This is a genomic window from Roseateles sp. NT4 (assembly GCF_051857475.1).
Lineage (GTDB): Bacteria > Pseudomonadota > Gammaproteobacteria > Burkholderiales > Burkholderiaceae_C > Pelomonas.
On sequence record NZ_JBPZGZ010000001.1, the window covers coordinates 86,504 to 104,181 of the forward strand.

The window sequence follows — 17,678 nt, forward strand, 5'->3', positions numbered from 1 at the left end:
CTCAGATGAACTTTGTCCAGGTCAGCAAGTCGCTCGCGATCGTCGCGGGTCTGTTCGGTGCCCAAGTGGCCCTTGCCCAGGACGTCACTGGCGCTGGCGCCACTTTCCCGGCTCCCATCTATGCCAAGTGGGCCGACGCCTACAACAAGGCCACCGGTGCCCGCATCAACTACCAGTCCGTCGGTTCCGGCGCCGGCATCCGCCAGATCAAGGCCAAGACGGTCGACTTCGGCGCTTCCGACATGCCGCTGAAGGACGAGGAACTGGCCAAGGACGGCCTGGTCCAGTTCCCCATGGTCATCGGCGGCGTCGTGCCCGTCGTCAACATCAAGGGCATCGCCCCGGGCCAGATGAAGCTGACCGGCGCCGTGCTGGCCGACATCTACCTGGGCAAGGTCACCAAGTGGAATGACGCGGCCATCGCCGCCCTGAACCCGGGCGTCGCCCTGCCGGACGCGACCATCGCCCCGGTGGCCCGCGCCGACGGCTCGGGTACGACCTTCATCTTCACCAACTACCTGTCCAAGGTCAGCGACGCCTGGAAGACCCAGGTCGGCGAAGGCACGACGGTCAAGTGGCTGGCCGGTACGGCCGGCAAGGGCAATGAAGGCGTCGCCGCCTTCGTGCAGCGCCTGCCCAATTCCATCGGCTACGTCGAGTACGCCTATGTGAAGCAGAACAAGATGACCTACGTCCAGCTGAAGAACAAGGACGGCCAGTGGGTCAACCCGAGCGACGACGCCTTCAAGGCCGCTGCCGCCGGTGCCGACTGGAACAAGACCTTCTACCAGATCACCACCGACCAGCCCGGCAAGGCCGCCTGGCCGCTGACCAACCCGACCTACATCCTGATGTTCAAGTCGCAGGACAAGGCGGCACAAGCCAGCGCCGCGCTGAAGTTCTTCGAGTGGGCCTATGTCAATGGCGACAAGTCGGCCGACGACCTCGACTACGTGCCCCTGCCCGCCGCCGTGAAGGACCTGGTGCGCAAGCAGTGGACCGACCACATCAAGGACACCGCTGGCAAGGCCGTCGCCTACAAGTGATTCCCGGGTGTCGTCGGTGACACCCCGGCAGGCCCGGCTCCAGCCGGGCCTTGCCACATCGAAGACACCCAACCCGTGACCCCACTTCAGGAGGTTCCTTGGCAGCCATCCTTCCAGCCGGCCCCACCGGCGTCGATCGAAGCGAACCCCAGACCTCGCCGATGAATCCCCAACCCCAACGCCGCCGTGTCGCCCCCTGGGCCGACGCCGTGTTCGCGGCCCTGTCGCAGGGTGCGGCCTGGCTGACGCTGGCGCTGATGGTCGGCATCATCGGCTCCCTCATCGTCGGCGCAGCGCCGGCCCTCAGGGCCTTCGGCCTCGGCTTCCTGACCAGCGCGGAATGGGACCCGGTGCAGGAGAAATTCGGCGGCCTGGTGATGATCTACGGCACGCTGGCCAGCTCCTTCATCGCCCTGGTCATCGCCGTGCCGGTCAGCTTCGGCATCGCCATCTTCCTGACCGAGCTGTCGCCCAGCTGGCTCAAGCGCCCCCTGGGCATCGCCATCGAGCTGCTGGCGGCCGTGCCCTCCATCGTCTACGGCATGTGGGGCCTGCTGGTGTTCGGTCCCATCCTGGCCACCTTCGTGCAGCAACCGCTGCAGGCCGTGTTCACCGGCGTGCCCTTCATCGGGTCGCTGTTCTCCGGTCCGCCGGTGGGCATCGGCATCTTGTCGGCCGGCATCATCCTGGCCATCATGATCATTCCCTTCATCGCCTCGGTGATGCGCGACGTCTTCGAAGTCACGCCGCCGATGCTGAAGGAGTCGGCCTACGGCCTGGGCGCGACGACCTGGGAGGTCGTCTCCAAGGTGGTGCTGCCCTACACCAAGACCGGCGTCGTTGGCGGCGTCATGCTGGGCCTGGGCCGCGCGCTGGGCGAGACCATGGCCGTCACCTTCGTCATCGGCAACATGAACCAGCTGAACTCGCTGTCGGTCTTCGAGGCCGCCAACAGCATCACCTCGACGCTGGCCAACGAGTTCGCCGAAGCCGGCGAGGGCCTGCACCAGGCTTCGCTGATGTATCTCGGCCTGGTCCTCTTCCTGATCACCTTCGTCGTGCTGTCCATCTCCAAGCTGCTGCTGCTGCGCCTGAAGAAGGGCGAGGGAGCCCGTTCATGAGTTCAACCCTCGACGCTCGCCGCCTGGCGATGCACCACAAGCGCAAGCGCGTCAACGCCGTTGCGCTGACCCTGTCCCTGGGTGCCATGGCCTTTGGCGTGTTCTGGCTGATCTGGATCCTGTTCGAGACCATCTATCTCGGCATCGGCGGCCTGAACCTGGCCACCTTCACGCAGATGACGCCGCCGCCGCAAGGCGAGGGCGGCGGCCTGGCCAATGCCATCTTCGGCAGCTTCGTCATGGTCGGCCTGGCCACGCTGGTGGGCACGCCTGTCGGCATCATGGCCGGTGTCTACCTGGCCGAGTACGGCCAGAAGACCTGGCTGGGCAGCGCGGTGCGCTTCATCAACGACATCCTGCTGTCGGCACCGTCCATCGTCGTCGGCCTGTTCGTCTACGCCGTCATCGTGGCCAAGCTGAAGAGCTTCTCCGGCATGGCGGGTGCGCTGGCCCTGGCCCTGCTGGTCATTCCGGTCGTCATCCGCACGACCGAGAACATGCTGAGCCTGGTGCCCAATGCGCTGCGCGAAGCGGCCTATGCGCTGGGCACGCCCAAGTGGAAGGTCATCCTGTCCATCACGCTGAAGGCGGCCCGCGCGGGCGTCATCACTGGCATCCTGCTGGCCCTGGCCCGCGTGTCCGGCGAAACGGCACCGCTGCTGTTCACGGCCCTGTCCAACCAGTTCTGGACCAGCGACATCAGCTCGCCGATGGCCAGCCTGCCGGTCACCATCTTCAAGTTCGCGATGAGCCCCTATGAGAACTGGCAGAAGCTGGCCTGGGCCGGCGTCTTCCTGATCACCGTGGGCGTGCTGCTGCTGAACATCCTGGCCCGCGTGCTCTTCAAGAACAAACACTAAGGACCCCACCATGGACGCCAAGATCGAAACGCCCGTGGGCGAGCGCGCCAAGCTGTCGGTGCGCAACCTGAACTTCTACTACGGCGGCTTTCACGCGCTGAAGAACATCAACCTCGACATCCCCGAGAAGAAGGTCACCGCCTTCATCGGCCCGTCGGGTTGCGGCAAGTCCACGCTGCTGCGCACGCTGAACCGCATGTTCGAGCTCTACCCCGAGCAGCGCGCCGAAGGCGAGATCCTGCTGGACGGCGAGAACATCCTGCAGAGCAAGGACGACGTCTCGCTGATCCGCGCCAAGGTCGGCATGGTCTTCCAGAAGCCCACGCCCTTTCCGATGTCCATCTACGACAACATCGCCTTCGGGGTGCGCCTGTTCGAGACGCTGCCGCGCGTGGAGATGGACGAGCGGGTCGAATGGGCGCTGAAGAAGGCGGCCCTGTGGACCGAAGTGAAGGACAAGCTCAACCAGAGCGGCTCGGGCCTGTCCGGTGGCCAGCAGCAACGCCTGTGCATTGCCCGCGGCATCGCCATCAAGCCCGAGGTGTTGCTGCTCGACGAGCCCTGCTCGGCCCTGGACCCGATCTCCACCGGCAAGATCGAAGAGCTGATCCACGAGCTGAAGAGCGACTACACCGTCGCCATCGTGACCCACAACATGCAGCAGGCCGCGCGCTGCTCGGACTACACCGCCTATATGTACCTGGGCGACCTGATCGAATTCGGACCGACCGCTGAGCTCTTCATGAAGCCCAAGCGCAAGGACACCGAGGACTACATCACCGGCCGCTTCGGCTGATCAAGGAGGACGGTATGGTGGACAAACATCTCTCAACCCAGTTCGACGCCGAGCTCAGCGGCATCTCGACCCGCGTGCTGGAAATGGGCGGCCTCGTCGAGGCCCAGGTGGCCCAGGCCGTGCAGGCCCTGGCCGACTTCAGCGCCGAGTCGGCCGACGAAGTGCTGGCCAAGGAAGGCCGCGTCAACACGATGGAAATCGAGATCGACCGCGATCTCTCCACCATCATCGCGCGCCGTCAGCCCACGGCCCGCGACCTGCGCCTGCTGATCGCCATCAGCAAGAGCATCGCCAACCTCGAACGCGTCGGCGACGAGGCGGCCCGCATCGCCCGCACCGTGCAACGCCTGGTGTCGGGCGGCGTCTCGAGCCGGCTGCGCCTGCCCATGGGCGACCTGGCCTTCGAGGCCGAACTGGCCATCAAGCAGCTGCGCAAGTCGCTGGACGCCTTCGCCCGGCTGGACGTGGAGCGTGCGCTGGACGTGCTCAAGCACGACGACGAGATCGACAAGGAATTCGACGGCCTGCTGCGCAAGCTCATCACCTACATGATGGAAGACCCGCGCACCATCTCCTCGTCGATCGACCTCGTCTTCGTCGCCAAGGCCATCGAACGCGTTGGCGATCACGCCAAGAACCTGGCGGAAGTGGTGATCTACGTGGTCAAGGGCCAGGATGTCCGGCACGCCACGCCGGAAGCCGTCGAGACCATGGTGCGCTGATCATGAGCCGAGTTCTTGTCGTTGAAGACGAATCGGCGATTGCCGAGCTGATCTCCATCAATCTGCGCCACGCCGGCTTCGAAGTGACGATCGCCGGCAGTGCGACGCAGGCCCAGTACGAGGTCGACCGCGTGCTGCCCGACCTGGTCGTGCTGGACTGGATGCTGCCCGGCCAGAGCGGCGTCGCCCTGGCCCGCCAATGGCGCACCACGGCCCGCACCAAGGAACTGCCCGTCATCATGCTGACCGCGCGCGCCGAGGAGGGTGACAAGATCGCCGGCCTGGATGCGGGTGCCGACGACTACATCACCAAGCCCTTCTCGACCAACGAGCTGCTGGCCCGCATCCGCGCCGTGCTGCGTCGCAAGGCTCCCGAGGCGCTGGACAGTGCCGTGGAAGTCGGCCCGCTGCTGCTGGACCCGGGCACGCGCCGCGTCAGTCGCGAGGGCACCGAGGTCAAGCTCGGCCCGACCGAATTCCGCCTGCTGCACTTCCTGATGACGCACCCTGAGCGCGTGCACAGCCGCTCGCAGCTGCTGGACCGTGTCTGGGGCGACCATGTCTTCATCGAGGAACGCACCATCGACGTCCACGTCAAGCGCCTGCGCGAAGCGCTGGAGCGCGTGCAGTGCGCGCGCATGATCGAGACCGTCCGTGGCGCGGGCTACCGCCTGACGCAGCAGAGCAGTGCGCTGTCAGCATGAGCCCCTCGTCCAAGGTGTACCTTGGCCGGTCCCCCGAGGGGACGGCGATGCTTGCCGGATTGACCGGCAAGCACATCGCCAGAGCGGGCCGGCTAGGGAGCGGCTCGGCGCTCGTCCCGCGAGCCACTGAGATGTACCTCGCTTCATGACCTGGTTGCTGCCCCGACTGCTGATGGCCCTGGTGGCTGCGCTGCTCGGGTTTGTCATCGGAGTGGCGGTCCGCACGGCCACGGGTATCGACAGCCTGGGCCTCGGTATCGGCATCGTCAGCGGTGTCGTGCTGATGATGGGGGTCGACGCGGTGCGGGGCCACCGGCTGCTGAGCTGGCTGCGCGGCAACCAGCTCGAGAACGCGCCGCGTGACACCGGCCTGTGGGGCGAGGTCGGCTATCGCATCGAGCGCGCCGTGCGCGACCGCGATCGCGCCGTCGCCCGCAACCGGCTGGAGCTGGAGCAGTTCCTCTCGGCCATCGAGGCCTCGCCCAACGGCGTGCTGATGTTGGACTCGCACGAGCAGATCGTCTGGTGCAACCGTGTCGCGGCCGACCATTTCGCGCTCGACCCGCAGCGCGACCTGCGCCAGCGCATCACCAACCTCGTGCGGGCGCCGGCCTTCGTCGCCTATCTGCAGGCCGGCAACTTTGCCGAGCCTCTGGTGCTGGGCAATGGCCGCGGCCCGGGCACGCTGTCCATCATCGTGCGCGAGTACGGCGAGGGCATGCGCCTGGTGCTGTCCCTGGACGTCACCGAACGCATGCGCTCCGACGCCATGCGGCGCGACTTCGTCGCCAATGTCTCGCACGAGATCCGCACGCCGCTGACCGTGCTGTCGGGCTTCATCGAGACCATGCACTCGCTGCCGCTGACGGCGGTCGAGCGAGAGCGCGTGCTGGTGCTGATGAACCAGCAGACCCAGCGCATGCAGACCCTGGTGGCCGACCTGCTGACCCTGGCCCAGCTCGAAGGCAGCCCGCGCCCGGCGCCGGATCGCTGGGTGGGCCTGGACGGTCTGCTGTTGCGCATCGCCGCCGATGCCGAGGCCTTGTCGGCCGGCCGCCATCCGCTGCGCCTCAAGCCCGAGACCCATGTCGAGCTGGCCGGCATCGAGAGCGAATTGCTCAGCGCTGTTGCCAACCTCGTGACCAATGCGGTGCGCTACACGCCCGATGGTGGCGAAGTCGAGGTGACCTGGCGATTGCTGGAAGGCGGTGACGGCGAGCTGACCGTCATCGACACCGGCCCGGGCATCGCGCGCGAGCACATCCCGCGGCTGACCGAACGCTTCTATCGCGTCGACGGCAGCCGTTCGCGCGAGACCGGCGGCACGGGCCTGGGCCTGTCCATCGTCAAGCATGTCATGCAGCGCCATGGCGGCGAGCTGATGATCCAGAGCGACGTGGGCAAGGGTTCGCGCTTCCGCCTGGTCTTCCCGGCCGCGCGCGTGCGCCAGGCCAGCGATTCGGCGCTGGGCGACGAGGCGGCCTTCAATGCCGCCGCGCTGTCAGATCACTGACAAGGGAAGCTCCGAACAGGCGCCATCGCGGCGCGCGCATCCCGGCTGCGGGCGCATCGCGGCGTTGCAAATCCGCACCGTAGCGGAGCTACGGCTGTGGTTTGCGCCTTGCGCTGCATCCCGCATCCAGGCGCGCACGCTCGCGCTGGCCCTGTTCAGAGCTTCCGCAGCAGCGTCAGGCTGGCACTGCCGCTGCGGTCCGTCGGTCGCTTCACCTGGGCGATGACCTGCCAGCCCGGGGGCGTCGGCTGGCCAGCGCCGATGACGGCGAAGCTGCATCCGGAGGCGTTGAGCGAACCGCGGCCGTGCACCTGCCAGCCGCCATGCCATTCCAGGGCTGCCAGCGTGGCCAGGTTCTGGCCCGGCGCGGCGAGACAGTTGGCATCGGCTGGCATGCGGGCCTTCAGCCGTGCCACCAACGGCGCCAGGCTGCGACCGTAGTCCAGCGGCGGCAGCATCAGGCTCATCACCAGCAGCCAGCCCAAGGCGACACCACCGGCCGGCAGGGCCAGGCTCTTCCACAGCGCATGGCGGTGGCGGGCCGTGCGCCATCGCACCAGGGCCAGCCACGCCGCGGTCGCGGCGATGGCGAGCACCAGGGCGAGCAGGCTGAAGCGCGGCTCGAAACCTTCGGCCAGGCGGCGCAGATTGGCCATGGGCCGCTCCGGCCAGCCGGTGTGCATGGACACGTAGTAGAGCCAGCCGAACAGCGCCACGGCCGAGAAGATGAAGACGCAGAACCAGTCCACCGCTGCGGAGACGCTGCGGCTCAGCGTCGGCAGCGCAAACGCGGCCAGGATGGCCAGCGAAGGCAGGGCCAGCAGCAGGGCGCGCTCCGAGCCGTCCATGGTGATGCAGGCCATCAGCGGCACCAGCAGGGCAATCGCCGGCACGGTGATGTGGCGGCGCAGGCCGTGGCGGCGCCAGCGCCACAGCGTCCACAGCGCCAGCGGGCCGGCCGGCCAGCAGAACCAGGCCAGCAGGCTCAGCAGCGAAGCAAACTGAAGGCCCGGCCTGACGCGCCAGGCCCAGCCGTCGAAAGCCCAGGCCGCCACCACGGCCAGGGTCAGCGAAGCGAGCAGCCAGACGCGCTGGCCCTTGGCCTCGTCATAGCTGGAGCGGTGATTGAGCAGCAGGCCCAGGATGCCGAGGGCGCAGGCCACCGTCGGCGCGCCGCTGGCGGCCAGTACGGGCAGGGCCAGCAGCACGGCGACGCGAGAGCGGCCGGGCTTGAACGGTGCGGCGGCCAGGCCGTAGAGATAGCCCGAGATGGCCAGCAACTGCACCAGCTCGGGCGTGGTCTCGTGGCCCAGTTGCAGCAGGCCCAGGGACGCCATCAGCGCCAGCAGGGAACCGTCGGCCAGGGCGCGGGCGTAGTCCACGGCCTGGGCCTCGCCGCCAAAGGCGAATGCGACGGGTTGGGCGGCCTCGGTGCGGGCCAGATGGAAGCAGGTGTACCAGACCGCCACCAGCACGCCGACCAGCACGAAGGCATAGGGCAGGCGGGCGGCGATGGGTGCGTCCAGGAAGGGCAGGGCCTTGATGGCCAGGGCGCCCAGCCAGTAGGGCAGGGGGCCGCCGTCGGCGGGAATGCCGGCGATGGCCGGCTGCCACCACGGCGCATGACCCTCGGCAATGCTGGCCATGAAGCCAAACGCCGTCAGATCGGCGTTGCGCCAGGGATCGCGGCCGAAGATGCCGGGGATCACATAGGCGGCGCACAGCAGGATCAGCGCCAGTCGCGGCAGGCGCTCGACGCCGCGCTCGGCGACGATGGCGGGGGTGGGGAGATTCACGCGGCGATATCGAAGAGGTCGGCCGGGATCATGCCGTCAAACGGCGTCCGGAAATGCAAAAGGGCTCGGCGAATGCTGCGGAAAAACAAAAGGGCAGCCTGAGCTGCCCTTTGGTCGTTGGCGCGGCGAAACGCCGCCAAGCCAATTACTTCTTGAGGTGAGCGAACTTGTTGCGGAACTTCTCGACGCGACCGCCCAGGTTGTCCACGCTCTTTTGCGTGCCCGTGTAGAAGGGGTGCGACTCGCTGGTGGTTTCCAGCTTCACCAGCGGCAGGGTCTTGCCGTCGATTTCGGTGGTTTCCTTGGTCTGCACGGTCGAGCGCGTGACGAACTGGAAACCGTTCGACAGGTCGATGAACGCCACGTCGCGGTAGTTGGGGTGAATGCCGTCTTTCATGGGAACCTCTTGGCTAGGTTGGGAGCCACGCCGACCGCATTTTTGGCTGCAGTGGACGCACTTTCCAGGGTGTCTGGGCGGAAAACCGGCGATTGTAGCCGGCTTCCCCGCGGTTTGGCTAGTTCTGGGTAGGAAGGACTACCCGCCGCGCCGCATCATGTCGAAGAAGTCCAGGTTGTTCTTCGACGCCTTCATCTTGTCGAGGATGAACTCCATCGCCTCGATTTCGTCCATGTTGTAGAGCAATTTGCGCAGGATCCAGCTTTTTTGCAGGATTTCCGGCTTCAGCAGCAGCTCTTCACGGCGGGTGCCCGACTTGTTGATCAGGATGGATGGGTAGACGCGCTTCTCGGCCATGCGGCGATCCAGGTGGATTTCGCAGTTGCCGGTGCCCTTGAACTCTTCGTAGATCACCTCGTCCATCTTGGAGCCGGTGTCGATCAGGGCCGTGCCGATGATGGTCAGCGAGCCGCCTTCCTCGATGTTGCGCGCGGCGCCGAAGAAGCGCTTGGGGCGCTGCAGGGCGTTGGCGTCCACACCACCGGTCAGCACCTTGCCGGAGCTGGGCAGCACGTTGTTGTAGGCGCGGGCCAGGCGGGTGATCGAGTCCAGCAGGATGATCACGTCCTTCTTCAGCTCCACCAGGCGCTTGGCGCGCTCGATGACCATTTCCGCGACCTGCACGTGGCGGGCGGCGGGTTCGTCGAAGGTGGAGCTGATGACCTCACCGCGCACGGTGCGGATCATTTCGGTCACTTCCTCAGGGCGCTCGTCCACGAGCAGCACGATGAGGTGGCAGTCCGGATGGTTGGCCACCAGCGCATGCGCCAGGCTCTTCATCATCTCGGTCTTGCCGGTCTTGGGCTGCGACACGATCAGGGCGCGCTGGCCTTTGCCGAGCGGCGCGATCATGTCGACGATGCGGCCGGTGATGTTCTCTTCGCCCTTGAAACCTTCGCGCTCGAGCTTGAACTGCTCCTTGGGGAACAAGGGCGTCAGGTTCTCGAACATGATCTTGTTCTTGCTCTCCTCGGGCGTCTGGTTGTTGACGCGGTCGACCTTGACCAGAGCGAAGTAGCGTTCGCCGTCCTTGGGCACGCGCACTTCACCTTCCACCAGGTCACCGGTGTGCAGGTTGAAGCGGCGGATCTGGCTGGGCGACAGGTAGATGTCGTCCGTCGAGGCCATGTAGCTGGCTTCGATCGAGCGCAGGAAGCCGAAGCCGTCGGGCAGCACTTCGAGCACGCCATCGCCGAAGACCTGCTCGCCAGCCTTGGCGCGCTTCTTCATGATGGCGAACATCAGCTCCTGCTTGCGCAGGCGGGTGACGTTGTCGATCTCCAGCTCCTCGCCCATCTGGATCAGGGCGGAGACGTGAAGCGCTTTGAGTTCGGAAAGATGCATGGGTGAACACCCGTCAGGGGCCGCGGCGCCAGCCAAGGCGCAACGGCGATTCCACGGCCGCCCCGGGAAAGGACCGAAAGGGCAATCGCTCAAACAGCGAGCGATGCGGATTCAGAAAGTGGGGGAGGGGGAGGCCGAGTCCACGCTGGCTGGGTCCCTTGGAACCCGGGGCGTGTTGGCTTTGGCTGCTGCAGCGGGGCACCGGGAGGTGCATCATGCGCTGCAGCAGTTGGGCGCGATTATAGGTTCGCGTCGAGGAAGGCGGTCAACTGGGCCTTGGACAGGGCGCCAACCTTGGTGGCGGCGAGCTGGCCGTCCTTGAACAGCATCAGCGTCGGGATGCCACGGATGCCGAACTTGGCGGGCACTTCGCGGTTCTCGTCGACATTCATCTTGGCGATCTGCAGCTTGTCACCGTAGCCGGTGGCGACCTCGTCCAGGATGGGCGCGATCATCTTGCAGGGGCCGCACCATTCGGCCCAGTAGTCCACCAGCACCGGCTTGCCGGACTGGATCACGTCGGCGTCGAAGGACGCGTCGGAAACATGCTTGATCAATTCGCTGCTCATGGGAGGGTTCCTTGGCCTCAAAGGGGTGGCGGTCACCGCGGGGGCGCCGTCCGAATAGGCAAAATCATTGTGACATAGCCACTTTTCCCGGACGGTCGCGAGGGTGACCGAAGCAATGGCAGACATCAGGGCGGGAGGCCCGCTTTACAAGTGCAACAAGCCTTGAACCTGGGCCTGGAACCCGGGGAAGACATCGAATCCTGCTGGCGTCGCGTCGCCGCAACCTGTGCCAACTGGCTGGCCGGCCAGGGTGCGCCCCTGCGCGACGCCGTGCTGCTGCTGCCCTTTGCCCAGCAGATTGCTCCCGCGCGGCGCGCATTCCTGGCCCGCGGCGGCTGGATGCCGCGCATCACCACCAGCCACAGCCTGGCCTCGGCCCTGGGGCCGGCCACGCTGGCGTCGCCCGAGCAGCTGTCGGGCGATGCTGCCATCGATGCCTTCACGGCCGACCGCCTGCTGGCCGGCCAGAGCTGGGTCGAGCCCCTCAAGCGCAGCAGCCCGCGCGACTACCGTGTCGCGGTGGCCCGCCTGGTCGACACCGCCCAGGCCCTGGCTCGCGCCGCTGCCCAGGTGCCGCCTCAGGACCGCACGGCCTTTCTTGAGGACGCCCGCCAGCGACTCGCGGCGCTGGAAGCCGGCCCCGGCCTGCTGGAGCGCGCCCTGGCCCAGGTTGCCCTGGCCTGGGTGGCGGCCGACGAGCGTCGCCCGGCCACCGACACCCTGTTTGCGCTGCGCCCCAGCGCCTGGATCTGGCTGCGTGTCGGCGGGCCCGACGCGTTGGCCCGCACCCTGCTCGCCCAGGCCGGCGACGTGCCGACGCTGTGCCTGGATGCCGACCTCGACCTCGACCAGGCCTGGAGCGGCTTCACGCCCACGGCGCGGGTGGAGGAGGCCGTCGCGCCGGACTTCGAAACCCTGGCTGCGCAGACGGCCACCGCAGTCATCCAGCACCTCAACGCCGGCCGCCGGCCGGTCGCCCTGCTGGCCCAGGACCGCGTCGTCATCCGCCGCGTGCGCGCCTTGCTGGCCCGCCAGCATGTGCCCGTGCACGACGAAACCGGCTGGACGCTGGCGACCACGCCTGCCGCCGCCGCCGTCATGGCCCTGCTGCGCGCTGCCCTGGCTGGCGGCGCCGTGGACGACTGGCTGGCCTGGCTCAAATCGGCCCTGGCCACGGGCTGGGACACCGAGGGCCTGGCCGGGCTGGAATCTCGCTGCCGCCGCCTCGGCTGGCGACAGGCTGCGCAGCTCGACGCCGCCACGCTGCCGCCCGCCGTCGCGGCCGTCTGGCAACGCGCGCGCCGCCAGCTGGAGCCGTTGGCCGGCGGTTCGCGGTCGCTCGGCGGCTGGCTGGTCGGGCTTGGTCAGGCGCTGAACGGGCTGGCGCCGCTGGCCGATGTCGAAGGCGGCGAGGCCCTGCTGGAGACGCTGTGGATTTCGCGCAACCCCTGGGCCGGCAGCGCCCACGAGGCGGCGCTGGCACAGACGCGGTTGCGTCCCGATGAATTCCTCGCCTGGGTCAACGACACGCTGGAGGCCGCCCAGTTCGAGCCTGCCGAAGAAGCAGGCGCTGCCGAAGTCGTCATCACGCCGCTGGCCCGCGCCATGCTGCGACCCTTTGGCGCCGTCGTGCTGCCGGGCGCCGACGCCGCGACCCTCGGCCCCGTGAATCCTCAAGCCGGCCTGCTGGCCGATGCCGACGCGGCGGCCCTGGGCCTGCCCAGCCTGGCCGAACGCCGCGAGGCTGAGGCCCTGGGCTTTGCGCAGCTGCTGCGCGCACCTGTGCTGACCGTACTGCGCTGTGCCTTTGCCGGCGCCGAGCCCTTGCCGCCCAGCCCGCTGCTGGAGCGCCTGTCGGGCGCGGCCGCCAAGGTGGGGCAGATGCTGCCGGCCTGGCGCGACGAACGGGTGTCGGTCATCGCGCCGCCGCTTGTGCAACAGCGCGCTGCCGCCGATGCAGGCGGCCGCCTGCCGGCTGCCCTGAGCGCCAGCGCCATTGATGCGCTGCGCAACTGCCCCTACCAGTTCTTCAGCCGCGTACTGCTGGGCCTGCGCGAGGCCGATGAGCTGGAGCAGGAGCTCAGCAAGCGCGACTACGGCACGTGGCTGCATGCGGTGCTGAAGCGCTTCCACGAGGCACGTGCTCCCGATGACGACACAGCCTTGCGCGCCGCCGCCGAGACCGAACTGGCACTGCTGGACGCTGCCGATTTCCTGCCCTTCTCGGCCGCCTTCGAGCGCCTGCGCCCCCATTACCTGGCCTGGCTGGCCGAGACCGAGGCCACCGGCCAGCGTTATGCCGCCGGCGAAGTGGACCGCGCGGCCCATCCCTTTGCGGCGCCACTGGACGGCCTGGCCGTGAAAGGCCGCATCGATCGCATCGACGACGCGAAAGGCGTGACCTGGCTGCTGGACTACAAGACCGGCGATGCCAAGGCGCTGAAGGAGAAGGTGGCCGCCAAATTGGAGGACACCCAGCTCGCCACCTACGCGTTGCTGAGCGGTGCCGAGCGTGGGCTGCAGGCGGCCTATCTCGTGCTGGACGACGGCAAGGGCATCTCACTGCTGCCGCACGAAGACGTCAGCGCCACTGCGCTGGCCCTGCGCGATGGCCTGCAGGCCGACCTCACGGCTTTGCGCGAGGGCGCGTCGCTGCCCGCATTGGGCGAAGGCCGGGTCTGCGACTACTGCGAAGCCCGCGGCCTGTGCCGTCGTGACGATTGGAGTTCGACATGAGCAATGCCGAACTCGCCTACTGGGCCGACGGCTACCGCATCCCGCGCGAGCGCTTCTACGAGCTCGCCTGCGATCCGGCGCGCAGCATCGTCGTCGAGGCCTGCGCTGGCGCCGGCAAGACCTGGATGCTGGTCTCGCGCATCCTGCGTGCACTGTTGGCCGGCGCCGAGCCGCAGCAGATCGTCGCCATCACCTTCACCCGCAAGGCTGCCGGCGAGATGCGCCAGCGCCTGGCCGAATGGCTGGCCGAGTTCGCGCATGCCACCGAGGCCGAGCAAATCGTGGCCCTGCGCCTGCGCGGCGTCTCGGCTGAAGAGGCAGTCACGCTGCGGCCGCGGCTCGCCACCTTGCAGGCCGAGCTGCTGCGCGGTGGCCGGGCCGTCGAGGTGCGCACCTTCCACGGCTGGTTCTCGCAGTTGCTGCGTGCCGCGCCGCTGGCATTCCTGCAAACCCAGGGCATCGCGCCCGAGCTGCAACTCATCGAGGACGAAGAGGAGCTGATGCCCACGCTGTGGCGGCGCTTTCACGTCGCCGTGCTGGCCGACGAAGCGCTGCGGGCCGACTTCCAGGCGCTGACGCAATCGCGCGGCCGCTACAACCTGCGCGAATGGCTGCTGGGCGCCTTCTCCAAGCGCGTCGAGCTGCGCCTGTCCGAGGCGGCTGGCGTGCTGGCATCCAGCCTGCCTGGTGCGGTCGATCTGCTGGGCACGACGCCCGAGCAGTACTTCGGCCACCTGCGCGAACCGCTGAAGGGCCTGGCCCGCCAACTCGGCGCAGCCAAGGGCAAGAAAGCCCAGGACGCGGCGATGGCGCTGGAGCAGGCCGAGGACTTCGACGCCTGCTTTGCCGCCCTCTTCACGCAGAAGGCCGAGCCGCGCAAGCTCGGCGTCGACAACCCCGACCTGGACGAGCTGTGCGAGGAGCTGCAGCGCCTGCGCGCGGCCATCGCCCAGCAGCGCGCCGCCGACGAACACGCCGCCATGCGCCGTTTGGCTTTGGTGCTGGTCGAGGCCTTCGAGGGCCTCAAGCGAGAGCGCGGCCTGGTCGACATGAATGACCTGGAGCGCGGCGCCCTGGCCCTGCTGGCCGATGCCCAGACCGCGGGCTGGGTGCAGCAGCGCCTGGACGCCCAGGTGCGCCACCTGCTCATCGACGAATTCCAGGACACCAGCCCGCTGCAATGGCAGGCCCTCCACGGCTGGCTGTCGGCCTATGCCGGCGCCGGCGCGGGCTCGCCGTTGTCGGTCTTCATCGTGGGCGACCCCAAGCAGAGCATCTACCGCTTCCGTCGTGCTGACCCGCGCGTGTTTGCAGCGGCGCAGGAATTTGTCTGCGATGGCCTGGCCGGCGTGCGCCTGGCCTGTGACCACACGCGGCGCAATGCGCCCGAGGTGCTGGCCGTCGTCAACGCCGCCTTCGACAGCGCCCAGCGCGCCGGCGACTACGAAGGCTTTCGCGTCCACACCACGGAGGTCGGCAAGGTTGACGACCTGGCCGGCCTGTGGGCCCTGGATGCCGAGGTCAAGACGGCGCCCGCGGTCGATGATGTCGATCCCTTGCGCTGGCGGCCCAGCCTGACCGAAGCCCGTCACGAAGCCGAGATCAGCCGCCGTGCGCCCGAATGTGAGCGCGTCTGTGCCGCCATCGTGGGCCTGCTGCGCGAACGCCCCGAACTCAAGCCCGGCGACCTTTTTGTGCTGGCCCGCAAGCGCGACCCGCTGCGCCAGCTCAGCGAAGCATTGACGGCCGCCGGCGTGCCTCACGCTGCGCCCGAGGAGCAGCCGCTGGTCGAGTTGCCTGACGTCGCCGACCTGCTGGCCCTGCTGGACGTGCTGGCCTCGCCCGGTCACGATCTGTCTCTGGCGCATGCGCTGCGCAGCCCGCTTCTTGGCGTCGACGAGGCCGACCTGCTGACCCTGGCCGAAGCTGCCGGCACGGCCGAATGGCTGGGCAAGCCCGCCACCGAGCGCCGCCGCTGGTGGGACGCGCTGCAAGACCTGAAGGCCCCCAGTGCCGCTTTGGCGCGCGCCCAGGCGCTGCTGCGCGACTGGGCCGAGCAGGCCCGCCTGCGCACGCCGCACGAGTTGCTGGACCGCATCGTCCACGAAGGCGAACTGCTGGCGCGCATCGCCGCGGCCGTGCCTCCCGCAGACGCCGCTGTCCGCCTGCAAAGCGTGCAGGCCCTGCTGCATGCGGCCCTGGACCTGGACGGTGGCCGCTATGCGCAGCTCTACGGCTTTGTGCGCGCGCTGAAGAGCCGGCCCATCAAGTTCGTGCCGGCCGCCGCACCCGATGCCGTGCAGCTGCTGACCATCCACGGTGCCAAGGGCCTGGAGGCGGAAGTTGTCTTCCTGCTCGACACCGATGCCGCGCCGCCCAAGGCCGAGACCCTGGGCCTGCTGCTGGACTGGCCGGTCGGCCAGCTGTCGCCGCGCCGCGCCGCCTTCCTGGCCTCCGAAGCCAAGCCGCCGCCGTCGCTGCAGGCCCTGGTTGACGACGAGCGCATTGCCCGTGAACGCGAAGAGCTGAACGGCCTCTACGTCGCCATGACGCGGGCGCGCCGCGCCATCGTGCTCAGCCACACGCCAGGCCGCAGCCACGCGACGAGCTGGTGGGACCGGCTGCAACCGCTGGCCCGACGCTGGCCCTTCAGCCTGGACCCGAGCGCGCGCACCGACACCGCCGCGCCGCGGCTTGCCCCCTTGCCGCTCTGGCAGGCGCAGCCGATGCCACCTGTGCGTGACGGCACCGCCCGCAATGAGCGCGAAGCCAAGGTGGGCGAGGCCCTGCACCGCGCGCTGGAATGGGTCTCAGCCCCAGGCCAGACCCAGTCGCTGGACGTGCTGCTGGCTGCATCGGCCCAAGCCTTTGGCCTGGACGCCAAGGCCCGCGAGCAGCATGCGAAAGCGGCCAAGGCCATCCTTGACAGCCCCGACTGCAAACCCTTCTTCGATCCGGCCGAACTGCTGTGGGCCGGCAACGAGGTGGCCGTGGGGCAGGGTGGCGAAGACCAGCGCATCGACCGCCTCGTGCAGCGCCGCGATGGCTGCTGGTGGGTGCTGGACTACAAGCTGGGCGCCACGCCCGAGCGCGAGCCGGCCTATCTGGCGCAGATGCGCAGCTATGTCGCCGCGGTGCAGGCGCTGCAGCCGGGGGAGCAGGTCAGGGCGGCGTTGATCAGTGGGACGGGGCGGTTTGTGCCTGTCGACTAGCGCGAGTGCTCGCTGGCGATGGCGCGCAGCACCCTGCGCATGAGGCGCGAGACCTGCCAGAGGTTGTCCTCATCCTCCTCTTGAGGATTCGCCCAGTACAGGATGGACGCCCCATGCAGATCGGAGCGCGCCCGCAGCAAGGGTTCGATGGCACCCCATGCGGTCGCGTTGGCGTGCATGTCCTCGACGCACCGGATCAACATCTCCATCAGCGACACCCGCTCGTCGTTGGACAAGTCCGCCGTGCAATACGCGTGCAGGAAGTCTTCGAATCTGTCGGGGCTCGCGACTTGCCATTCCCAGTCCTGCATCCAGTCTTCGCAGGGCAGGCCAAACCGTTGGGCAAGCGACTGGCGTGCCGCCGCGCTGGGAAGGGAGGTCTGCAGTTCAGTCATTCACCAAGCAACCGAATACCGGTCAATCACCCACAGCCACGTGCCATCCGTCTGGCGCCGCGCCACCTCCGTGGTGATGGAGCCATTGCGGCAACGCGTCGAGGTCAAGGCCAGTTCACCGCAGATGAGGGCGGGCCGCTGTTCTCCGTACTCGAACTTGCGTCTCTCCGGCCCGAACCCCGTCACCTGGAGCTGGGTGAAGTACGCGTGGATGGCTTCCCTGCCATGCACGAAGCTGCCCTCGCCGATGTCGATGACCGCATCGGGCTCGAACAACGCCGTCATGCCGTCCACGTCGCCCGCGTTCTCGCGTGCGACCAGCAAGCGCTCCAGGTCCTGGGGATCGCGTGCGGGTTCTCTCGTTGACAGATCGGTCATGGACACTCCGCCAAGTGGTGGGGTTGGCT

Annotated in this window: 16 protein-coding genes; 9 read left to right on the top strand and 7 right to left on the bottom strand. The window is 68.1% G+C overall.

Annotated features, from left to right (window positions below):
- Window positions 1-5: 5 nt before the first annotated feature.
- The 7 genes from pstS to phoR all read left to right on the top strand — a co-directional run bounded on the left by pstS (window position 6) and on the right by phoR (window position 6,762).
- Window positions 6-1,046: a phosphate ABC transporter substrate-binding protein PstS gene (gene pstS, locus ACS5PN_RS00420; RefSeq protein ID WP_439461972.1), complete on the top strand. Its 1,041-nt coding sequence runs from the start codon at window positions 6-8 to the stop codon at window positions 1,044-1,046.
- 161 nt (window positions 1,047-1,207) lie between these two features.
- Window positions 1,208-2,167: a phosphate ABC transporter permease subunit PstC gene (pstC, locus tag ACS5PN_RS00425; RefSeq protein ID WP_439461973.1), complete on the top strand. Its 960-nt coding sequence runs from the start codon at window positions 1,208-1,210 to the stop codon at window positions 2,165-2,167.
- Window positions 2,164-3,027, top strand: coding sequence for a phosphate ABC transporter permease PstA (gene pstA, locus ACS5PN_RS00430; RefSeq protein WP_439461974.1), 864 nt, complete (start codon window positions 2,164-2,166; stop codon window positions 3,025-3,027). Before pstC ends, pstA begins: the two co-directional genes overlap by 4 nt.
- A gap of 10 nt (window positions 3,028-3,037) precedes the next feature.
- Entirely contained in the window at window positions 3,038-3,823 is a 786-nt protein-coding gene (gene pstB, locus ACS5PN_RS00435) for a phosphate ABC transporter ATP-binding protein PstB (RefSeq protein ID WP_439461975.1), read from the top strand.
- 14 nt (window positions 3,824-3,837) lie between these two features.
- On the top strand, window positions 3,838-4,545 hold the full coding sequence (gene phoU, locus ACS5PN_RS00440) for a phosphate signaling complex protein PhoU (RefSeq protein WP_439461976.1): 708 nt from the start codon (window positions 3,838-3,840) through the stop codon (window positions 4,543-4,545).
- Window positions 4,546-4,547: 2 nt separating this feature from the next.
- Window positions 4,548-5,249 carry a phosphate regulon transcriptional regulator PhoB gene (gene phoB, locus ACS5PN_RS00445; RefSeq protein ID WP_439461977.1) on the top strand — a complete coding sequence of 234 codons (702 nt, stop codon included), beginning with the start codon at window positions 4,548-4,550 and terminating at the stop codon, window positions 5,247-5,249.
- A 145-nt stretch (window positions 5,250-5,394) separates the two neighbouring features.
- Window positions 5,395-6,762: a phosphate regulon sensor histidine kinase PhoR gene (gene phoR / locus ACS5PN_RS00450; protein WP_439461978.1), complete on the top strand. Its 1,368-nt coding sequence runs from the start codon at window positions 5,395-5,397 to the stop codon at window positions 6,760-6,762.
- Window positions 6,763-6,917: 155 nt separating this feature from the next.
- Here the strand turns inward: phoR and ACS5PN_RS00455 are convergent, their stop codons facing one another.
- From ACS5PN_RS00455 to trxA, 5 genes are all read right to left on the bottom strand, one after another.
- A complete protein-coding gene (locus ACS5PN_RS00455) occupies window positions 6,918-8,558 on the bottom strand; it encodes a hypothetical protein (RefSeq protein WP_439461979.1) in 1,641 nt (546 codons plus the stop codon).
- A complete protein-coding gene (locus ACS5PN_RS00460) occupies window positions 8,555-8,698 on the bottom strand; it encodes a hypothetical protein (RefSeq protein WP_439461980.1) in 144 nt (47 codons plus the stop codon). The genes ACS5PN_RS00455 and ACS5PN_RS00460 overlap by 4 nt, the downstream gene beginning before the upstream one ends.
- 5 nt (window positions 8,699-8,703) lie before the next feature.
- Window positions 8,704-8,955, bottom strand: coding sequence for a type B 50S ribosomal protein L31 (locus tag ACS5PN_RS00465; protein ID WP_310268140.1), 252 nt, complete (start codon window positions 8,953-8,955; stop codon window positions 8,704-8,706).
- Between the two features lie 138 nt (window positions 8,956-9,093).
- Window positions 9,094-10,359: a transcription termination factor Rho gene (gene rho, locus ACS5PN_RS00470; RefSeq protein ID WP_439461981.1), complete on the bottom strand. Its 1,266-nt coding sequence runs from the start codon at window positions 10,357-10,359 to the stop codon at window positions 9,094-9,096.
- A 239-nt stretch (window positions 10,360-10,598) separates the two neighbouring features.
- Window positions 10,599-10,928 (bottom strand): thioredoxin TrxA, encoded by a 330-nt coding sequence (gene trxA, locus ACS5PN_RS00475; RefSeq protein ID WP_056195487.1) that lies wholly within the window; start codon window positions 10,926-10,928, stop codon window positions 10,599-10,601.
- A 150-nt stretch (window positions 10,929-11,078) separates the two neighbouring features.
- On the opposite strand from trxA, the gene ACS5PN_RS00480 reads away from it, so the two are divergent.
- Complete coding sequence (locus ACS5PN_RS00480; RefSeq protein WP_439461982.1) at window positions 11,079-13,664, top strand: PD-(D/E)XK nuclease family protein; 2,586 nt, start codon at window positions 11,079-11,081, stop codon at window positions 13,662-13,664.
- Window positions 13,661-16,876: a UvrD-helicase domain-containing protein gene (locus ACS5PN_RS00485; protein ID WP_439461983.1), complete on the top strand. Its 3,216-nt coding sequence runs from the start codon at window positions 13,661-13,663 to the stop codon at window positions 16,874-16,876. Before ACS5PN_RS00480 ends, ACS5PN_RS00485 begins: the two co-directional genes overlap by 4 nt.
- Here ACS5PN_RS00485 and ACS5PN_RS00490 read toward each other — a convergent pair.
- Together ACS5PN_RS00490 and ACS5PN_RS00495 are read right to left on the bottom strand one after the other, a co-directional pair.
- A complete protein-coding gene (locus ACS5PN_RS00490; RefSeq protein ID WP_439461984.1) occupies window positions 16,873-17,271 on the bottom strand; it encodes a hypothetical protein in 399 nt (132 codons plus the stop codon). The genes ACS5PN_RS00485 and ACS5PN_RS00490 overlap by 4 nt on opposite strands.
- A complete protein-coding gene (locus ACS5PN_RS00495; RefSeq protein ID WP_439461985.1) occupies window positions 17,272-17,649 on the bottom strand; it encodes a YybH family protein in 378 nt (125 codons plus the stop codon).
- Window positions 17,650-17,678: the final 29 nt, after the last annotated feature.

Excerpts from the sequence above, each read along its gene's own strand:
- pstS (WP_439461972.1), top strand. The coding sequence starts at position 6 with ATGAACTTTGTCCAGGTCAGCAAGTCGCTCGCGATCGTCGCGGGTCTG.
- pstC (WP_439461973.1), top strand. The coding sequence starts at position 1,208 with ATGAATCCCCAACCCCAACGCCGCCGTGTCGCCCCCTGGGCCGACGCC.
- pstA (WP_439461974.1), top strand. The coding sequence starts at position 2,164 with ATGAGTTCAACCCTCGACGCTCGCCGCCTGGCGATGCACCACAAGCGC.
- pstB (WP_439461975.1), top strand. The coding sequence starts at position 3,038 with ATGGACGCCAAGATCGAAACGCCCGTGGGCGAGCGCGCCAAGCTGTCG.
- phoU (WP_439461976.1), top strand. The coding sequence starts at position 3,838 with ATGGTGGACAAACATCTCTCAACCCAGTTCGACGCCGAGCTCAGCGGC.
- phoB (WP_439461977.1), top strand. The coding sequence starts at position 4,548 with ATGAGCCGAGTTCTTGTCGTTGAAGACGAATCGGCGATTGCCGAGCTG.
- phoR (WP_439461978.1), top strand. The coding sequence starts at position 5,395 with ATGACCTGGTTGCTGCCCCGACTGCTGATGGCCCTGGTGGCTGCGCTG.
- ACS5PN_RS00465 (WP_310268140.1), bottom strand. The coding sequence starts at position 8,955 with ATGAAAGACGGCATTCACCCCAACTACCGCGACGTGGCGTTCATCGAC.
- rho (WP_439461981.1), bottom strand. The coding sequence starts at position 10,359 with ATGCATCTTTCCGAACTCAAAGCGCTTCACGTCTCCGCCCTGATCCAG.
- trxA (WP_056195487.1), bottom strand. The coding sequence starts at position 10,928 with ATGAGCAGCGAATTGATCAAGCATGTTTCCGACGCGTCCTTCGACGCC.
- ACS5PN_RS00485 (WP_439461983.1), top strand. The coding sequence starts at position 13,661 with ATGAGCAATGCCGAACTCGCCTACTGGGCCGACGGCTACCGCATCCCG.
- ACS5PN_RS00490 (WP_439461984.1), bottom strand. The coding sequence starts at position 17,271 with ATGACTGAACTGCAGACCTCCCTTCCCAGCGCGGCGGCACGCCAGTCG.
- ACS5PN_RS00495 (WP_439461985.1), bottom strand. The coding sequence starts at position 17,649 with ATGACCGATCTGTCAACGAGAGAACCCGCACGCGATCCCCAGGACCTG.